Source organism: Bacillus cereus group sp. BceL220 (assembly GCF_051776965.1).
In the GTDB taxonomy this organism is placed as follows: Bacteria; Bacillota; Bacilli; order Bacillales; family Bacillaceae_G; genus Bacillus_A; species Bacillus_A cereus.
In genome coordinates this window covers 1-14,819 of record NZ_JBPWBC010000034.1, presented here as the reverse complement: position 1 = coordinate 14,819, position 14,819 = coordinate 1, and the positions used below count along the sequence as shown (strand labels likewise).

Here is a 14,819-nt window from a genome sequence, read left to right as displayed (position 1 = left end):
GAACACGGAAGTTAAGCTCTCTAGCGCCGATGGTAGTTGGGACCTTGTCCCTGTGAGAGTAGGACGTCGCCAAGCAACTAAAAACACAAGTCTTTTGACTTGTGTTTTTTTTATTTCCCATGAAATAGGTTAGGTTCTGTTAGTAAAAATGATGAAATATAGTAAGGGATTTTTTGAGCAGAAATATTAAGAAATTGATAAATAAATGGATAATCTTCAGAGCCATAGCTTCCAAGTAAGTCATACCACCAATCTGTTTCATACCTAGAAATCATGCTTAAATTATAGAGCAATAAATAATGAACGAGGAGTTCGGGTAATACTGGTTTAGGATTTCTAGGATCAGTTGTAAGTGGTAAATAATAAGTATTAGTAAGATATTCATAGTATAAAGGAGTACTGTACATAGGATTCCATGATTGAATTGGCGCCGTAAAAAGTAAATTCGATTCATTAGTTTTCTCAGGTACATGTTGCATTGATAAATGCTTACAAGATGTTTCAATGTAGCGAGAAAATCTCTCTTTAGTCATATGTAATCGATCTAGTAGGTTGACTGAAAAGGAGAGCTCATTTTTAATTGTTGACTCGATTTTATATAAAGTTGATCCTTTTTGACTATAGCGGAACAAATTTTGTAATTCTGGAATATTTCCCATTAGTTCTAACATGTTAAATTTTTCTGCTTCTAAGTGTTTCATGTGAAACAGTTGTTCTGCAACATGAGTAAACAATCCGTTTTTTTGTACCTTCACCTCATCTTCTAAAAATTGATACCCTTGTTTTTTTCGTTTGCGAGTTGTAACGCCATGAGCTAAAACAGTAGTGGATTCAGGATAGTTAGGATCAATGGTTAGTAGACATGCTTTAAAAAGTTGGCTAATTCCATAAAATAACAACATTGGTTGAATGGAAAATGGAGCTGTCTTATATAATTCATAATAATTTTTCCCGTGTTCTAAGTAATAAATAAAGGGATAACAATTTTCAAAACTTTTTTTTTCGGCATCCTGAATAGAGGATTTTTCATAACAACGGGCAAGATAACGTTGTACGTTTTGAGAGGAAAAAAAGAAACTTAACTGCTGCCAAGTGCAAGATGTTTGATGCATATATTACGCTCCTTTTATTGTCTAAAAATTCTAACATATATATACGTCCTTGACAGTATTTTAACCAATTGATAAGCTACTAATAATAATTTCTGGTATCATAGGGGGAACAATTATGTGGGAATCTAAATTTGTTAAAGAAGGTTTGACTTTTGATGATGTATTACTTGTACCAGCTAGGTCAGATATATTACCAAGAGAAGTAAGTGTTAAAACAGTTTTATCTGAAAGCTTACAGCTAAACATCCCGTTAATTAGTGCAGGAATGGATACAGTAACAGAAGCTGACATGGCTATTGCAATGGCTCGCCAAGGTGGTTTAGGAATTATTCATAAGAATATGTCTATTGAGCAACAAGCAGAGCAAGTTGATAAAGTAAAGCGCTCTGAAAGCGGCGTTATTTCAGATCCTTTCTTCTTAACTCCAGAACATCAAGTATATGATGCAGAACATCTTATGGGAAAATATCGTATCTCAGGTGTACCGGTTGTAAATAATTTAGATGAGCGAAAATTAGTTGGTATTATTACAAACCGTGATATGCGCTTCATCCAAGACTACTCAATCAAAATTTCTGACGTAATGACAAAAGAACAATTAATTACAGCTCCAGTTGGTACTACACTGGAAGAAGCTGAAAAGATCCTACAAAAGTATAAAATTGAAAAACTCCCTCTTGTTGATAATAACGGTGTATTACAAGGGCTGATTACAATAAAAGATATTGAAAAAGTAATTGAATTCCCAAACTCTGCTAAAGATAAGCAAGGACGCTTATTAGTTGGAGCGGCAGTTGGTGTAACAGCTGATGCTATGCTTCGTATCGATGCATTAGTAAAAGCTAGTGTAGATGCAATTGTACTTGATACAGCTCATGGGCATTCTAAAGGCGTTATTGATAAGGTAAAAGAAGTTCGTGCTAAATATCCATCATTAAATATTATCGCTGGAAATGTTGCTACAGCTGAAGCAACGAAAGCATTAATTGAAGCTGGTGCAAACGTAGTTAAAGTTGGTATTGGACCAGGTTCTATTTGTACAACACGTGTTGTAGCTGGTGTTGGTGTGCCACAATTAACAGCAGTTTATGATTGTGCAACCGAAGCTCGTAAACACGGTATTCCAGTTATTGCTGATGGCGGTGTTAAGTACTCTGGTGATATGGTTAAAGCTTTAGCAGCAGGAGCACATGTTGTTATGCTAGGTAGTATGTTTGCTGGTGTTGCCGAAAGTCCTGGAGAAACTGAAATTTACCAAGGTCGTCAATTTAAAGTGTATCGTGGTATGGGTTCTGTCGGTGCGATGGAAAAAGGAAGTAAAGATCGTTACTTCCAAGAAGGAAATAAAAAACTTGTCCCAGAAGGTATTGAAGGACGAGTACCATATAAAGGACCTTTAGCAGATACAGTTCACCAATTAGTTGGTGGCTTACGTGCAGGTATGGGATATTGCGGAGCACAGGATTTAGAATTCTTACGCGAAAATGCACAATTCATTCGTATGTCAGGTGCAGGCTTACGTGAAAGTCATCCTCATCACGTACAAATTACAAAAGAGGCTCCAAACTACTCATTATAATGTCTTATATACAAATAGACAGAGATTTGATATCTCTGTCTATTTTTTTTTGATTATGTTAGAATAACGGTTATGTGAGTACATAGATATTGGGGGTAGCAAAAGTGAAAGGTATGTTTTGCAAAAGATTCATTGCTTTGGTAACAGTGCTTACACTAGCTTGTAGCATTTTTATGCCATATAGCAATGCATCAGCTGAAACAGGAGCCGCTTTAAACATTGAAGCAGGCGCGGCAATTTTAGTAGAAGCGAATTCTGGGAAAATTTTATATCAAAAGAATGCAGATGAATTATTATCTATTGCTAGTATGACAAAGATGATGAGTGAATATTTAGTTCACGAAGCAGTGGATAAAGGAAAACTTAAGTGGGACCAGAAAATTAAGGTTTCTGAATATGCATATAAGGTTTCACAAGATGCTTCATTATCAAATGTTGCATTAGAAAATGGTGGCTCTTATACAGTAAAAGAGTTATATGAGGCAATGGCAATCTTTTCTGCAAATGGTGCAACAATTGCATTAGCAGAAGCAATTGCAGGTAAAGAAGTAGATTTCGTAAAAATGATGAATGATAAATCGAAAGAACTAGGGTTGAAAAATTATAAATTTGTCAATTCTACAGGTTTAACGAATAAAGATTTAAAGGGAATGCATCCTGAAGGAACAACAGCAGATGAAGAAAATAAAATGTCTGCAAAGGATGTTGCAACTTTAGCACAACATTTAATTAAAGATTATCCAAAAGTGTTAGATACAGCAAAAATTCCTAAAAAAGAATTTCGTCCAGAAAAAGAGAAGTTTGCAATGTCAAACTGGAACTGGATGTTAAAGGGCTTAGTTAAAGAATATGATGGCGTAGATGGTCTGAAAACAGGCTCAACTCCAGAAGCAGGAGATTGCTTCACTGGTACGGTTGAAAGAAACGGTATGCGTTTTATTTCTGTAGTTATTAAAACAAGTTCTCATACAGCACGTTTTGATGAAACAAAGAAGCTATATGATTATGGATTTGCTAACTTTGAAGTGAAACAAATGTATAAAAAAGGTTCTTCAGTAAAAGGACAAGAAACAGTAAGAGTAGAAAATGCGAAAGATAAAGATATAGCAGTTCAAACGAAACAAGCTATTTCACTTCCAGTGCCAAAAGGAAGTAAAGATGTTTATAAAACAGAATTAAAAGAATCAAGTAAGGGACAAGAAGCACCTATTAAAAAGGGAGCTGCGCTTGGTCAAATGGTAATTACGCCAAAAGATACAAACGACCCTGGATTTTTAACTGGTAAGTCGTTGCAAGTCGATCTTGTAACAACATCTGAAGTAGAAGAAGCAAACTGGTTTACTCGTGCTATGCGCGGAATTGGTTCATTCTTTAGTGGTATGTGGAATAGTGCTGTTGATACAGTAAAAGGTTGGTTTTAGAAGCTCCTCATGGTAGGGGCTTTTTTTTTATTCCTATTTTTCATACCGACTTTATGAAAAAGTAGTAGACAAGCATCTGATAGTTAGTGGTAGAATGTAAGAGTATTCTTAATTTTCGCCTTTAACGGGGGAAAGCAATTCACCTAGGGGGGTTTTTGTACATGACAAATGTAACAGGGACAGAGCGTGTAAAACGTGGAATGGCAGAAATGCAAAAAGGCGGCGTTATTATGGACGTAATTAACGCTGAACAAGCAAAAATTGCAGAAGAGGCAGGCGCAGTTGCCGTTATGGCATTAGAGCGTGTACCAGCAGACATTCGTGCAGCAGGTGGCGTTTCTCGTATGGCAGACCCAACAATCGTTGAAGAAGTTATGGGTGCAGTGTCAATTCCGGTTATGGCAAAATGCCGTATCGGTCACCTTGTAGAAGCACGTGTATTAGAATCATTAGGGGTAGACTATATCGATGAGAGTGAAGTATTAACTCCTGCTGATGAAGTATACCATTTAAATAAACGTGATTACACAGTTCCATTTGTATGTGGTTGCCGTGATATCGGAGAAGCTGCACGTCGTATTGCAGAAGGTGCATCTATGCTTCGTACAAAAGGTGAACCAGGAACAGGAAACATTGTAGAGGCAGTGCGTCATATGCGCCAAGTCAATGCAGAAATCCGTCAAGTTGCGAGTCTACGTGAAGATGAGTTAATGACATATGCAAAAAATACTGGTGCTCCTTACGAAGTATTACTTGAAATTAAACGTCTTGGTCGCTTACCAGTTGTAAACTTTGCGGCAGGTGGTATAGCAACGCCAGCAGATGCTGCATTAATGATGCAACTTGGTGCTGATGGGGTATTTGTTGGATCTGGTATCTTCAAATCAGAAAACCCAGAGAGATTTGCACGTGCGATTGTTGAAGCAACGACTCATTATGAAGATTACGAACTAATTGCAAGTCTTTCTAAAGGATTAGGTAATGCAATGAAGGGTATCGAAATTTCAACGTTATTACCAGAACAACGCATGCAAGAGCGTGGATGGTAATTAAAGGAGAACTTTAAAATGGTGAAAATCGGTGTACTAGGTCTTCAAGGTGCAGTTCGTGAACATGTAAAATCAGTTGAAGCAAGTGGTGCAGAAGCTGTTGTTGTAAAGCGTATAGAGCAACTTGAAGAGATTGATGGTCTTATTTTACCAGGCGGTGAAAGTACAACAATGCGCCGTCTTATTGATAAGTATGCTTTCATGGAACCACTTCGCACATTTGCAAAGTCTGGTAAACCAATGTTTGGTACATGTGCAGGGATGATTCTTCTTGCGAAAACACTTATTGGCTATGAAGAATCACATATTGGTGCTATGGATATTACAGTTGAGCGCAATGCGTTCGGACGCCAAAAGGATAGTTTTGAAGCTGCGCTTTCAATTGAAGGCGTGGGTGAAGACTTCGTTGGTGTATTTATCCGTGCGCCGTATGTTGTAGAAGTAGCTGATAATGTTGAAGTGCTTTCTAAGCATGGTGATCGAATGGTAGCGGTAAGACAAGGTCAGTTTTTAGCTGCTTCATTCCATCCGGAATTAACAGATGATCATCGTGTAACAGCATACTTTGTTGAAATGGTAAAAGAAGCGAAAATGAAAAAAGTTGTATAAGTAACTTGCAACTTGTATAAGATTATAGTAAATTGATGGTAACAATTTTATAAAATAAGCGTGTTGATAGGAAATAGTAACAAATGTTGTTTCTTATAGAGAGTCGATGGTTGGTGGAAATCGATAGAAACAGTTTGTGAATCCATCCTGGAATGGAATGTGGAACATCTTTTGGATTAGTAAGCATTCCCGGTGAAGAGCCGTTATTTCTACTTGAGAGGAAAGTGGTAATGCTTTCAACTAGGGTGGCAACGCGGGTTAACTCCCGTCCCTTTATATAGGGACGGGAGTTTTTTGTGTTTTATAAAATAAAAGGAGGAGTATATAATGCTTGATATTAAATTTTTACGTACAAACTTTGAAGAAGTAAAAGCGAAATTACAGCATAGAGGTGAAGATTTAACTGATTTCGGACGTTTTGAAGAACTTGATACGAGAAGAAGAGAACTACTTGTTCAGACAGAAGAATTAAAAAGTAAACGTAATGAAGTGTCTCAACAAATCTCTGTATTAAAGCGCGAAAAGAAAGATGCAGAAGCTCTAATTTTAGAAATGCGTGAGGTTGGAGAAAAAGTAAAGGATTTTGATAACGAACTTCGCACAGTTGAAGAAGACTTAGAAAGATTAATGTTATCTATTCCAAATATCCCTCATGAGTCTGCTCCAGTCGGTGAAACAGAGGATGATAATGTAGTAGCGCGTACTTGGGGAGAAGTAAAAGAATTTACTTTTGAACCAAAACCACATTGGGATCTTGCTACTGATTTAGGAATTTTAGATTTTGAACGCGCTGGGAAAGTAACAGGAAGCCGCTTCGTATTTTACAAAGGTGCTGGTGCAAGATTAGAGCGTGCTTTAATTAGCTTTATGCTTGATCTTCATACTGATGAGCATGGATATGAAGAAGTATTACCTCCATATATGGTAAACCGTGCAAGTATGACAGGAACAGGACAACTTCCAAAGTTTGAAGAAGATGCATTCCGTATTGAAAGTGAAGATTATTTCTTAATTCCAACAGCTGAAGTACCTGTAACGAATATGCATCGTGATGAGATTTTAAATAAAGAGCAATTGCCTATAAGATATGCTGCATTTAGCTCTTGCTTCCGCTCTGAAGCAGGTTCAGCTGGTCGCGATACACGCGGTTTAATTCGCCAGCATCAGTTCAATAAAGTAGAGCTTGTGAAGTTCGTAAAACCAGAAGATTCTTATGAAGAGTTAGAAAAATTAACAAATGATGCAGAACGCGTGTTACAATTATTAGAGTTGCCATATCGCGTTATGAGCATGTGCACAGGCGATTTAGGATTTACAGCAGCGAAGAAATACGATATTGAAGTATGGATTCCAAGCTATGGCACATATCGTGAAATTTCTTCTTGTAGTAATTTTGAAGCTTTCCAAGCGAGACGTGCAAATATCCGTTTCCGCCGTGAGCCAAATGGAAAACCAGAACATGTCCATACATTAAATGGATCTGGTCTTGCAATTGGACGTACGGTTGCAGCTATTTTAGAGAACTACCAACAAGAAGATGGTACAATTATAATTCCAGAAGTTCTTCGCCCTTATATGGGAGGAAAAACAGTTATTAAGTAAATTTAAACATTCATCGGTATGAGTGATTGGTAATTATGAGCGTTGTCAGTACTGTAATGTAGGAAGGGGAAAGTAAAATTTTCCTTTCCTCATAATTTATTTTAGTAGGGTTGACTAACTGTTTTTCTTTTGATATTATATTTGATGTCAATATGGAGGTATACCCAAGTCTGGCTGAAGGGATCGGTCTTGAAAACCGACAGGCGGCGAGAGTCGCGCGGGGGTTCGAATCCCTCTACCTCCTCCAGATATAATTGACAACAGCGCATATAAGTGGAGATTGGAGAACTCGTTACCAACACGTAACGAGTTTTTATTTTAAAACCAATCATAAAGTATGGTGTAAGGTAATTTTGTCCTTATTACACACTCATATTCCGATGATTATCTTCATAGATATGAAAGGAGTCAACATGGATCTTATTATACAAACGTTTCCTTTAGATGGAAAAACTTTATATTATGTACAATGTCCTGTCTGTAAGAACAATAGAATTTTAAACAGTGGTGCAAACGTATCACGCATTATTAGTGATGATACATTCCGTAAACTTTGTGGTTGTACTTGTGATGTAAAACCAGCTACGAATAAAGTAGAGGTGCCAAAACAAGTTAAAAAAGCAGCTGTAAAGAAAGAAGCGGCTCCAAAACGTACAGGTAAAGTATTAACGGCAGTAATTAATGGGAAAGAAATGACTGTTAAAGAGATTGCTGAAGCATACGATATTAGTACAAGTACTGTTCGTCAGCGTATTAACGCAGGAAAACCTGAGAGTGAAATTATTGCTCCAACAAAGAAGAAGTAATTTAATAGGAAAACCCGTGCATATGCACGGGTTTTTTATTTTACAAGTTTACGTGTTTGTTTTAAAAAATGGCCAATTTTTTTAATGATTGGTTCGATTGAATCCCCATCTTTTAAAACATCGTACTCATTAATATTTAAGCGTAATACAGGGCATGAATTAAAGTTGTTAATCCAGTTTTCATAACGTCCATGCATTTCTTTCCAGTACTCAATTGGCGTTTGCTGTTCCATTGGGCGTCCGCGTTCTTGAATACGATCGACAATATCATCGAAAGAACCTTCTAAGTAAATTAATAAGTCTGGATGAGGGAAGTAAGGAGTCATGACCATAGCGTCAAATAACCCTTTGTATGTTTCATAATCAGTTTCCGTCATCGTACCTTTTTCATGATGCATCTTTGCGAAAATTCCAGTGTCTTCGTAAATAGAACGATCTTGAACAAAACCGCCACCGTATTCAAAAATTCTTTTTTGTTCCTTAAATCGTTCTGCTAAAAAGTACACTTGTAGGTGGAAGCTCCAGCGAGTGAAGTCCGCATAGAACTTGTCCAAGTATGGATTGGAATCTACTTTTTCAAATGATGTGCGATAACCTAAAGCATTAGCTAATGCAGTTGTCATAGTTGATTTACCCACACCTACCGTTCCGGCGATAGTGATTACTGCGTCATTGGGTATATCATATTTTTGCCTTAAATTCATTATTATTTCGACTCCTTTAAGAGAGTATTTTGAAGGGCAGATAGGATGACGTTTAAATCATCAGGATTTTTTACAAAATCCATATCGTCTCCATTAAATTTCAATACTGGTATTTCCGGATGATCTTTTTTAAAAGCATCCATTGCTGTTTCATAATCTTTTGTGAGCTGTAGTAAGTAATTTGGATCCATGTTTTTTTCAAATTCTCTTCCGCGCATGGCGATTCGTTTTTGCAATGTTTCTAGGCTAGCTGTTAAATAAACAATGACGTTTGGCACAGGCATATCTTGTGTAAGGATACGATAAATTTGCATGTACTTGTCATATTGAGAGTCTTTTAATGTGCGGGATGCAAAAATTAAATTTTTAAAGATATGGTAATCCGCTACTACTGGTTTCCTTTGATTCAAATACTTTATGTTAATATCTTCTAATTGTTTGTATCTATTACAAAGAAAGAACATCTCTGTTTGAAAACTCCATTCGTCGATGTCTTCATAGAACTTTCCTAAAAAGGGATTTTCATCAACAATCTCTTTTAGTAAGTGGAGTTGCATGTGAGTTGAAATTTCCTTCGCAAGTGAAGTTTTTCCAACACCAATTGGTCCTTCAACCGTGATAAAGGGTACTCCGGTCACGCTGTTTCCTCCTTTCAATCAGTGATTTACCGTGACTACTAAAAACACAAAACAGAATTATTGTAGCACAAGAGGGAAGCGAGCGGGTTAATTTGATATAAAAAGTTAGAAAATAGATATATGTATTAATTAAATTTTATTTTGGATGACGATGTTATATTTGCTTTCAATGTAGTTTCCATTATTTTTAAAGCATGTATATTATCTTGGTCGTTGTTAGAGGCGATACAATCCTGTGGTACATACAATGTATAATTTCTCATATGGGCATCATTAGCTGTAAATAGGATACATATATTTCCGGCAACTCCTGTTAATATTAGATTTTCTATTTTTAAATAACCTAGTAATGAATTTAAAGGTGTTTCATAAAAAGCGGAATAATGTGGTTTAATAAAAATGTAATCATCAGAATTTGGAGCAATCTTATGGATTATATTTTCGCTATATTTATTTGTGCAATGAGTAATAAGTTGGTCGATATCAGATCTCCAAAGTTGATAATGGTCATTAACGTAAATTATAGGATAGCCGAAGGATTTCATTTTTTTCTTTAATTGTAAAATAGGGTTTGTGATAGTCTCACATTTTTGAGCTAGAATGGGTCCGTGGGAAAATTGAAAGTCATTAATCATATCGATAATGAGCAAGGCGGTATTTTTCATATGTAATCCCCTCTCTTTTTTCTTTTAGGGTGGATTGAATATATAAAAGTTATCCCCTGTGTAGTAAATGGAAATAAGTGTACTTTATTTGTAATGAAAGGACTATGTTATGGAACAAGATCAAGATATTTATTTTATGCAATTAGCGATAGAAGAAGCCAAAAAGGCAGAGGAAATACAGGAAGTGCCAATTGGAGCAGTTATAGTGTTAGATGGTGAGGTAATTAGTGTTGCCCATAATTTAAGGGAAACTGAGCAAAGATCAATAGCTCATGCTGAGTTGCTAGCGATAGATGAGGCGTGTAAAAAATTAGGGACATGGCGTTTAGAAGATGCAACATTGTATGTAACATTAGAACCTTGTCCAATGTGTGCGGGTGGAATTGTTTTATCACGAGTGAAGCGAGTTGTATATGGTGCAAGTGATCCGAAGGGCGGGTGTGCAGGGACATTAATGAATCTTTTAACAGATGAACGCTTCAATCATCAATGTGAAGTAGTATCTGGTGTATTAGAGGAAGAATGCGGTACGTTGTTAACAAACTTTTTTAGAGAGCTTCGTAAAAAAAGAAAAGCGATAAAAAAATTAGAGAAAAATACTGGGAACTAACGTATTTGCATTTTATAAAGAAACAAGTTATACTGATAATGCCTTTAATGAAGGCAACCGAATATTGGTTTTAACTTTGCCGTGCTAAGCGGGGAGGTAGCGGTGCCCTATACTCGCAATCCGCTCTAGCGAGGCCGAATCCCCTCTCGAGGTTATGTTGCTGTAAGGTCTGCCTTAAGTAAGTGGTGTTGACGTTTGGGTCCTGCGCAACGGGACCCCGTGAACCTTGTCAGGTCCGGAAGGAAGCAGCAATAAGCGGGTCTTCTCGTGTGCCGCAGGAGTGCCTGAACCGAGCTAACTGCTTGAGTAACGCTTATGGTACGTAATCGACGGAGGGTGCACGGCAGTTATATATGTATACAAAACTCACCTTAATACAAAGGTGAGTTTTTTGTATAGAAAATAACTTTTGGAATCTATAAACAGAATGGGTTATAATAAATGAGATAATAACCTTTGAGGGAGGCCGTATTTTCGTGTCATACCAAGCGTTATACCGAACATGGAGACCGCAAAAGTTCGAAGATGTAGTCGGTCAAAAGCACGTGACAAAAACGTTGCAAAATGCCCTTCTTCAAGAGAAAGTTTCACATGCTTATTTATTTTCTGGTCCTAGGGGAACAGGAAAAACGACAATTGCAAAAGTATTTGCAAAAGCAATTAACTGTGAACATGCTCCGGTAGCTGAACCTTGTAATGAATGTCCTTCTTGTTTAGGAATTACACAAGGATCCATTTCAGATGTATTAGAAATTGATGCGGCTTCAAATAACGGTGTAGATGAAATTCGAGATATTAGAGATAAAGTAAAATATGCTCCAAGTGCTGTAGAATATAAAGTATACATTATTGATGAAGTTCACATGCTTTCTATGGGTGCATTCAATGCGCTTTTAAAAACCTTAGAAGAGCCGCCAGGACATGTTATCTTTATTTTGGCGACAACAGAACCTCATAAGATCCCGCCTACAATTATTTCGCGTTGTCAGCGTTTTGAATTCCGAAAAATATCAGTGAATGATATTGTTGAGAGATTATCAACGGTTGTGACAAACGAAGGTACGCAAGTGGAAGATGAAGCATTACAAATTGTTGCCCGTGCTGCTGAAGGTGGTATGCGTGACGCGCTTAGTCTTATTGATCAGGCTATATCTTATAGTGATGAGATTGTTACGACAGAAGATGTATTGGCCGTAACAGGATCTGTTTCTCAGCAATACTTAGGCAATTTAGTAGAATGCATACGTGAAAATGATGTATCAAGAGCATTACAGATCATAGATGAAATGATGAGTAAAGGGAAGGATCCAGTTCGTTTTATGGAGGATTTCATTTACTATTATCGTGATATGCTTTTATATCAAACTTCACCGCAACTAGAACATATGTTGGAACGAGTAATTGTAGATGATCAATTCCGTAAGTTGAGTGAAGAAATGCAACCGGAAGTGATCTATGAGATTATTCATACCCTTAGTAAGGGACAACAGGAAATGAAGTGGACAAATCATCCGCGTATTTTCTTAGAAGTTGTTATGGTGCAATTGTGTCAACAGTTTATGATGCAAGCAAACGGTACTGATCGTTTGCAAGCAATTATGAACAGGATGCAGCAATTGGAGAAAGAGTTAGAGCAAGTCAAAAAGAACGGTGTGCCAGCTGGTGTACAACAGGAAGTAAGAGAGACGCGTGCAACACCAAAACCCGTACGAACAGGAAGTATGAAGATTCCTGTCGGGCGTGTAAATGAAGTATTAAAACAAGCGAAGCGTCAAGATTTAGAACAATTAAAAGCTGTATGGGGTGAGTTGTTAGGAAGACTCAAATCATATAACAAAGTAGCATTTGCTGTTCTACTAGAAAATAGCGAACCAGTGGCAGCTTCAGATGACACTTACGTTTTAGCATTTCAATATGAGATTCACTGTAAGATGGCGAGCGAAAATCGAGAAGCTATGGATACAGTAGAACAAGCTTTATTTGAATTGCTAAGTAAAAGGTTAAATATGATTGCCATTCCAAAAAGTGAATGGGGTAAAATCCGTGAAGACTTTTTACAACGTGAAGGTGGAGAGTCTGAAGAAAGCCCGGAGAAAAAGGAAGACCCTCTTATAGAAGAGGCAGTGAAATTAGTAGGACAAGAACTCATTGAAATAAAAGAGTAATAATAATTAGGAGGAATTAATTATGATGCGTGGCGGAATGGGAAATATGAATAACATGATGAAACAAATGCAAAAGATGCAAAAAGACATGGCGAAAGCACAAGAAGAGCTTGGTGAAAAAACAGTTGAAGGTACAGCTGGCGGCGGAATGATTACAGTTATTGCAAATGGTCACAAGCAAATTCTTGAAGTGAAGATTAAAGAAGAGGTTGTAGATCCAGAGGATATCGAAATGTTACAAGACTTAGTGTTAGCTGCAACAAATGATGCACTTAAAAAGGCTGATGAGCTATCAAACTCTACGATGGGTAAATTTACAAAAGGCTTAAACTTACCAGGTGGAATGTTCTAGGAGGATATTGATACATGCATTATCCAGAACCAATATCAAAACTAATCGATAGTTTTATGAAGTTGCCAGGTATCGGACCGAAAACAGCGGTTCGATTGGCATTTTTCGTATTAGATATGAAAGAAGATGATGTGTTAGGTTTTGCGAAAGCACTTGTAAATGCGAAGCGAGATTTAGCGTATTGTTCTGTATGTGGACATATTACTGATCGTGATCCTTGTTATATTTGTAATGATTCGCATCGAGATCAATCAGTTGTTTGTGTCGTGCAAGAACCGAAAGATGTAATCGCGATGGAAAAAATGAAAGAGTATCAAGGTGTATATCATGTGTTACGTGGTGCGATTTCTCCTATGGAGGGAATTGGACCGGAAGACATTAATATCCCGCAACTCTTAAAGCGACTACATGATGAAACGGTACAAGAAGTAATATTAGCAACAAACCCTAATATTGAAGGGGAAGCTACAGCGATGTATATCTCCCGCCTCTTAAAACCTACAGGCATTAAAGTAACTCGTATTGCACATGGTCTGCCAGTTGGTGGAGATTTAGAATATGCAGATGAAGTGACACTATCGAAAGCATTAGAAGGTCGCAGAGAAGTATAAGAGGAGAAACAAAAATGTTCTTTCAAAAAAAGGGTAAATTGCGTAAAGAGTATGATGATAAGTTAATTGTACTTTTGGAAAAAGTGAAGAATGAGTGGTTACGTCAGAAGAGAATGGTCGAACAAAGTGTAGAACCATCTCAAGATGTCATTTGTTCTTTGAAAATAGCAGAGGCGAAATATTTCTTCTTGTTGAAAGAAGCAAAGCGTCGTCCTGTAAAAATGGAACAATGGTAAAGGGTTCTGCTTTCTGAGCAGGCCTTTTTATTTTATTTGTTAAATGCTGAGGTGTTGTTTTATTAGGTTTATATGAAAGAGATGCCGTTTATGATAACTGTTCTTTTTTATTGTCTTGTCCCATACAAATAGATGTATAGGTCATTCATAAGGAGGAAAAAATGAATTCTACAATTATTATTGTTGGCATTCTTACTTTAGTGTTTATTTTTCTTGTTTTTGGTGTTGCCTCTAAGCCATTACGTTTTATAGGAAAGGTGATTTTTCATGTTACTCTAGGCATAGCATTGCTTTTTATCGTAAATGTTGTAGGGACATATTTTGATTTTCATATCCCAATTAACATGGGTACAGCGGCAATAACGAGTTTATTAGGCCTACCAGGTGTGGCGGCATTAGTGATTATTAAGCTTTATATCATGCCAAGATAAAATTATTTTGGCATTTTTTTAAAAAGTGTTGACTATTAAATGGTTAATATGGTAAATTAATAAGCGTCGTCAGGAACGAAAGAAAAAAGTTGTTGACAGATTTAATGAGAAATGTTAAATTATAAAAGTCGCTGAAACGCGATATTGAACTTTGAAAACTAAACGAAACAAACAACGTGAAACGTCAATTTTTATTTTTAGATGCTAGACAAACTAACTTTATTGGAGA

Annotated in this window: 16 protein-coding genes, 1 tRNA gene, 1 other RNA gene and 1 other annotated feature; of the genes, 14 read left to right on the top strand and 4 right to left on the bottom strand. The window is 36.8% G+C overall.

Features of this window, described 5'->3' with window-relative positions:
* Positions 1 to 110 precede the first annotated feature (110 nt).
* Positions 111 to 1,112, bottom strand: a complete 1,002-nt coding sequence (locus ACS2FK_RS30155) for a YaaC family protein (protein ID WP_023520805.1) — start codon at positions 1,110 to 1,112, stop codon at positions 111 to 113.
* A 115-nt stretch (positions 1,113 to 1,227) separates the two neighbouring features.
* Between ACS2FK_RS30155 and guaB the strand changes: the two genes are divergently transcribed.
* From guaB to ACS2FK_RS30120, 7 genes are all read left to right on the top strand, one after another.
* A complete protein-coding gene (gene guaB / locus ACS2FK_RS30150) occupies positions 1,228 to 2,691 on the top strand; it encodes an IMP dehydrogenase (RefSeq protein WP_000264089.1) in 1,464 nt (487 codons plus the stop codon).
* A 113-nt stretch (positions 2,692 to 2,804) separates the two neighbouring features.
* Positions 2,805 to 4,112, top strand: coding sequence for a D-alanyl-D-alanine carboxypeptidase DacA (dacA, locus tag ACS2FK_RS30145; protein WP_140157256.1), 1,308 nt, complete (start codon positions 2,805 to 2,807; stop codon positions 4,110 to 4,112).
* Between the two features lie 161 nt (positions 4,113 to 4,273).
* Positions 4,274 to 5,161 (top strand): pyridoxal 5'-phosphate synthase lyase subunit PdxS, encoded by an 888-nt coding sequence (pdxS, locus tag ACS2FK_RS30140; RefSeq protein ID WP_000186154.1) that lies wholly within the window; start codon positions 4,274 to 4,276, stop codon positions 5,159 to 5,161.
* An 18-nt stretch (positions 5,162 to 5,179) separates the two neighbouring features.
* Positions 5,180 to 5,770, top strand: a complete 591-nt coding sequence (gene pdxT / locus ACS2FK_RS30135; RefSeq protein ID WP_023520807.1) for a pyridoxal 5'-phosphate synthase glutaminase subunit PdxT — start codon at positions 5,180 to 5,182, stop codon at positions 5,768 to 5,770.
* Positions 5,771 to 5,824: 54 nt separating this feature from the next.
* Positions 5,825 to 6,046: a binding site (T-box leader), on the top strand.
* A gap of 51 nt (positions 6,047 to 6,097) precedes the next feature.
* Positions 6,098 to 7,372 carry a serine--tRNA ligase gene (gene serS / locus ACS2FK_RS30130; protein WP_000884174.1) on the top strand — a complete coding sequence of 425 codons (1,275 nt, stop codon included), beginning with the start codon at positions 6,098 to 6,100 and terminating at the stop codon, positions 7,370 to 7,372.
* Between the two features lie 154 nt (positions 7,373 to 7,526).
* A tRNA-Ser gene (locus tag ACS2FK_RS30125) sits at positions 7,527 to 7,619 on the top strand.
* Positions 7,620 to 7,785: 166 nt separating this feature from the next.
* On the top strand, positions 7,786 to 8,178 hold the full coding sequence (locus ACS2FK_RS30120; RefSeq protein WP_000364192.1) for a DUF3797 domain-containing protein: 393 nt from the start codon (positions 7,786 to 7,788) through the stop codon (positions 8,176 to 8,178).
* A gap of 35 nt (positions 8,179 to 8,213) precedes the next feature.
* Here ACS2FK_RS30120 and ACS2FK_RS30115 read toward each other — a convergent pair whose 3' ends face one another.
* From ACS2FK_RS30115 to ACS2FK_RS30105, 3 genes are all read right to left on the bottom strand, one after another.
* A complete protein-coding gene (locus ACS2FK_RS30115; RefSeq protein WP_023520809.1) occupies positions 8,214 to 8,882 on the bottom strand; it encodes a deoxynucleoside kinase in 669 nt (222 codons plus the stop codon).
* A 2-nt stretch (positions 8,883 to 8,884) separates the two neighbouring features.
* Positions 8,885 to 9,520: a deoxynucleoside kinase gene (locus tag ACS2FK_RS30110; protein ID WP_000148218.1), complete on the bottom strand. Its 636-nt coding sequence runs from the start codon at positions 9,518 to 9,520 to the stop codon at positions 8,885 to 8,887.
* Positions 9,521 to 9,645: 125 nt separating this feature from the next.
* The gene (locus ACS2FK_RS30105; protein WP_000798736.1) at positions 9,646 to 10,185 is read right to left on the bottom strand and encodes an isochorismatase family cysteine hydrolase; all 540 of its coding nucleotides are present in this window, start codon (positions 10,183 to 10,185) and stop codon (positions 9,646 to 9,648) included.
* 109 nt (positions 10,186 to 10,294) lie between these two features.
* Between ACS2FK_RS30105 and tadA the strand changes: the two genes are divergently transcribed.
* The 7 genes from tadA (at position 10,295) to ACS2FK_RS30070 (ending at position 14,590) form a co-directional block, all read left to right on the top strand.
* A complete protein-coding gene (gene tadA, locus ACS2FK_RS30100; RefSeq protein WP_000434330.1) occupies positions 10,295 to 10,795 on the top strand; it encodes a tRNA adenosine(34) deaminase TadA in 501 nt (166 codons plus the stop codon).
* Positions 10,796 to 10,874: 79 nt separating this feature from the next.
* Positions 10,875 to 11,139, top strand: an RNA gene (ffs, locus tag ACS2FK_RS30095) — signal recognition particle sRNA large type.
* A 132-nt stretch (positions 11,140 to 11,271) separates the two neighbouring features.
* On the top strand, positions 11,272 to 12,960 hold the full coding sequence (gene dnaX / locus ACS2FK_RS30090) for a DNA polymerase III subunit gamma/tau (protein ID WP_000121561.1): 1,689 nt from the start codon (positions 11,272 to 11,274) through the stop codon (positions 12,958 to 12,960).
* Between the two features lie 25 nt (positions 12,961 to 12,985).
* Complete coding sequence (locus ACS2FK_RS30085; RefSeq protein ID WP_014894853.1) at positions 12,986 to 13,312, top strand: YbaB/EbfC family nucleoid-associated protein; 327 nt, start codon at positions 12,986 to 12,988, stop codon at positions 13,310 to 13,312.
* A gap of 14 nt (positions 13,313 to 13,326) precedes the next feature.
* On the top strand, positions 13,327 to 13,923 hold the full coding sequence (gene recR, locus ACS2FK_RS30080) for a recombination protein RecR (RefSeq protein ID WP_000559169.1): 597 nt from the start codon (positions 13,327 to 13,329) through the stop codon (positions 13,921 to 13,923).
* Between the two features lie 14 nt (positions 13,924 to 13,937).
* Positions 13,938 to 14,159: a YaaL family protein gene (locus ACS2FK_RS30075; protein ID WP_000466019.1), complete on the top strand. Its 222-nt coding sequence runs from the start codon at positions 13,938 to 13,940 to the stop codon at positions 14,157 to 14,159.
* Positions 14,160 to 14,320: 161 nt separating this feature from the next.
* Positions 14,321 to 14,590 (top strand): pro-sigmaK processing inhibitor BofA family protein, encoded by a 270-nt coding sequence (locus ACS2FK_RS30070; RefSeq protein WP_001089273.1) that lies wholly within the window; start codon positions 14,321 to 14,323, stop codon positions 14,588 to 14,590.
* Positions 14,591 to 14,819: the final 229 nt, after the last annotated feature.

Excerpts from the sequence above, each read along its gene's own strand:
- pdxS (WP_000186154.1), top strand. The coding sequence starts at position 4,274 with ATGACAAATGTAACAGGGACAGAGCGTGTAAAACGTGGAATGGCAGAA.
- dacA (WP_140157256.1), top strand. The coding sequence starts at position 2,805 with ATGTTTTGCAAAAGATTCATTGCTTTGGTAACAGTGCTTACACTAGCT.
- ACS2FK_RS30105 (WP_000798736.1), bottom strand. The coding sequence starts at position 10,185 with ATGAAAAATACCGCCTTGCTCATTATCGATATGATTAATGACTTTCAA.
- serS (WP_000884174.1), top strand. The coding sequence starts at position 6,098 with ATGCTTGATATTAAATTTTTACGTACAAACTTTGAAGAAGTAAAAGCG.
- ACS2FK_RS30075 (WP_000466019.1), top strand. The coding sequence starts at position 13,938 with ATGTTCTTTCAAAAAAAGGGTAAATTGCGTAAAGAGTATGATGATAAG.
- ACS2FK_RS30155 (WP_023520805.1), bottom strand. The coding sequence starts at position 1,112 with ATGCATCAAACATCTTGCACTTGGCAGCAGTTAAGTTTCTTTTTTTCC.
- ACS2FK_RS30070 (WP_001089273.1), top strand. The coding sequence starts at position 14,321 with ATGAATTCTACAATTATTATTGTTGGCATTCTTACTTTAGTGTTTATT.
- guaB (WP_000264089.1), top strand. The coding sequence starts at position 1,228 with ATGTGGGAATCTAAATTTGTTAAAGAAGGTTTGACTTTTGATGATGTA.
- ACS2FK_RS30085 (WP_014894853.1), top strand. The coding sequence starts at position 12,986 with ATGCGTGGCGGAATGGGAAATATGAATAACATGATGAAACAAATGCAA.
- pdxT (WP_023520807.1), top strand. The coding sequence starts at position 5,180 with ATGGTGAAAATCGGTGTACTAGGTCTTCAAGGTGCAGTTCGTGAACAT.
- ACS2FK_RS30120 (WP_000364192.1), top strand. The coding sequence starts at position 7,786 with ATGGATCTTATTATACAAACGTTTCCTTTAGATGGAAAAACTTTATAT.
- tadA (WP_000434330.1), top strand. The coding sequence starts at position 10,295 with ATGGAACAAGATCAAGATATTTATTTTATGCAATTAGCGATAGAAGAA.
- recR (WP_000559169.1), top strand. The coding sequence starts at position 13,327 with ATGCATTATCCAGAACCAATATCAAAACTAATCGATAGTTTTATGAAG.
- ACS2FK_RS30115 (WP_023520809.1), bottom strand. The coding sequence starts at position 8,882 with ATGAATTTAAGGCAAAAATATGATATACCCAATGACGCAGTAATCACT.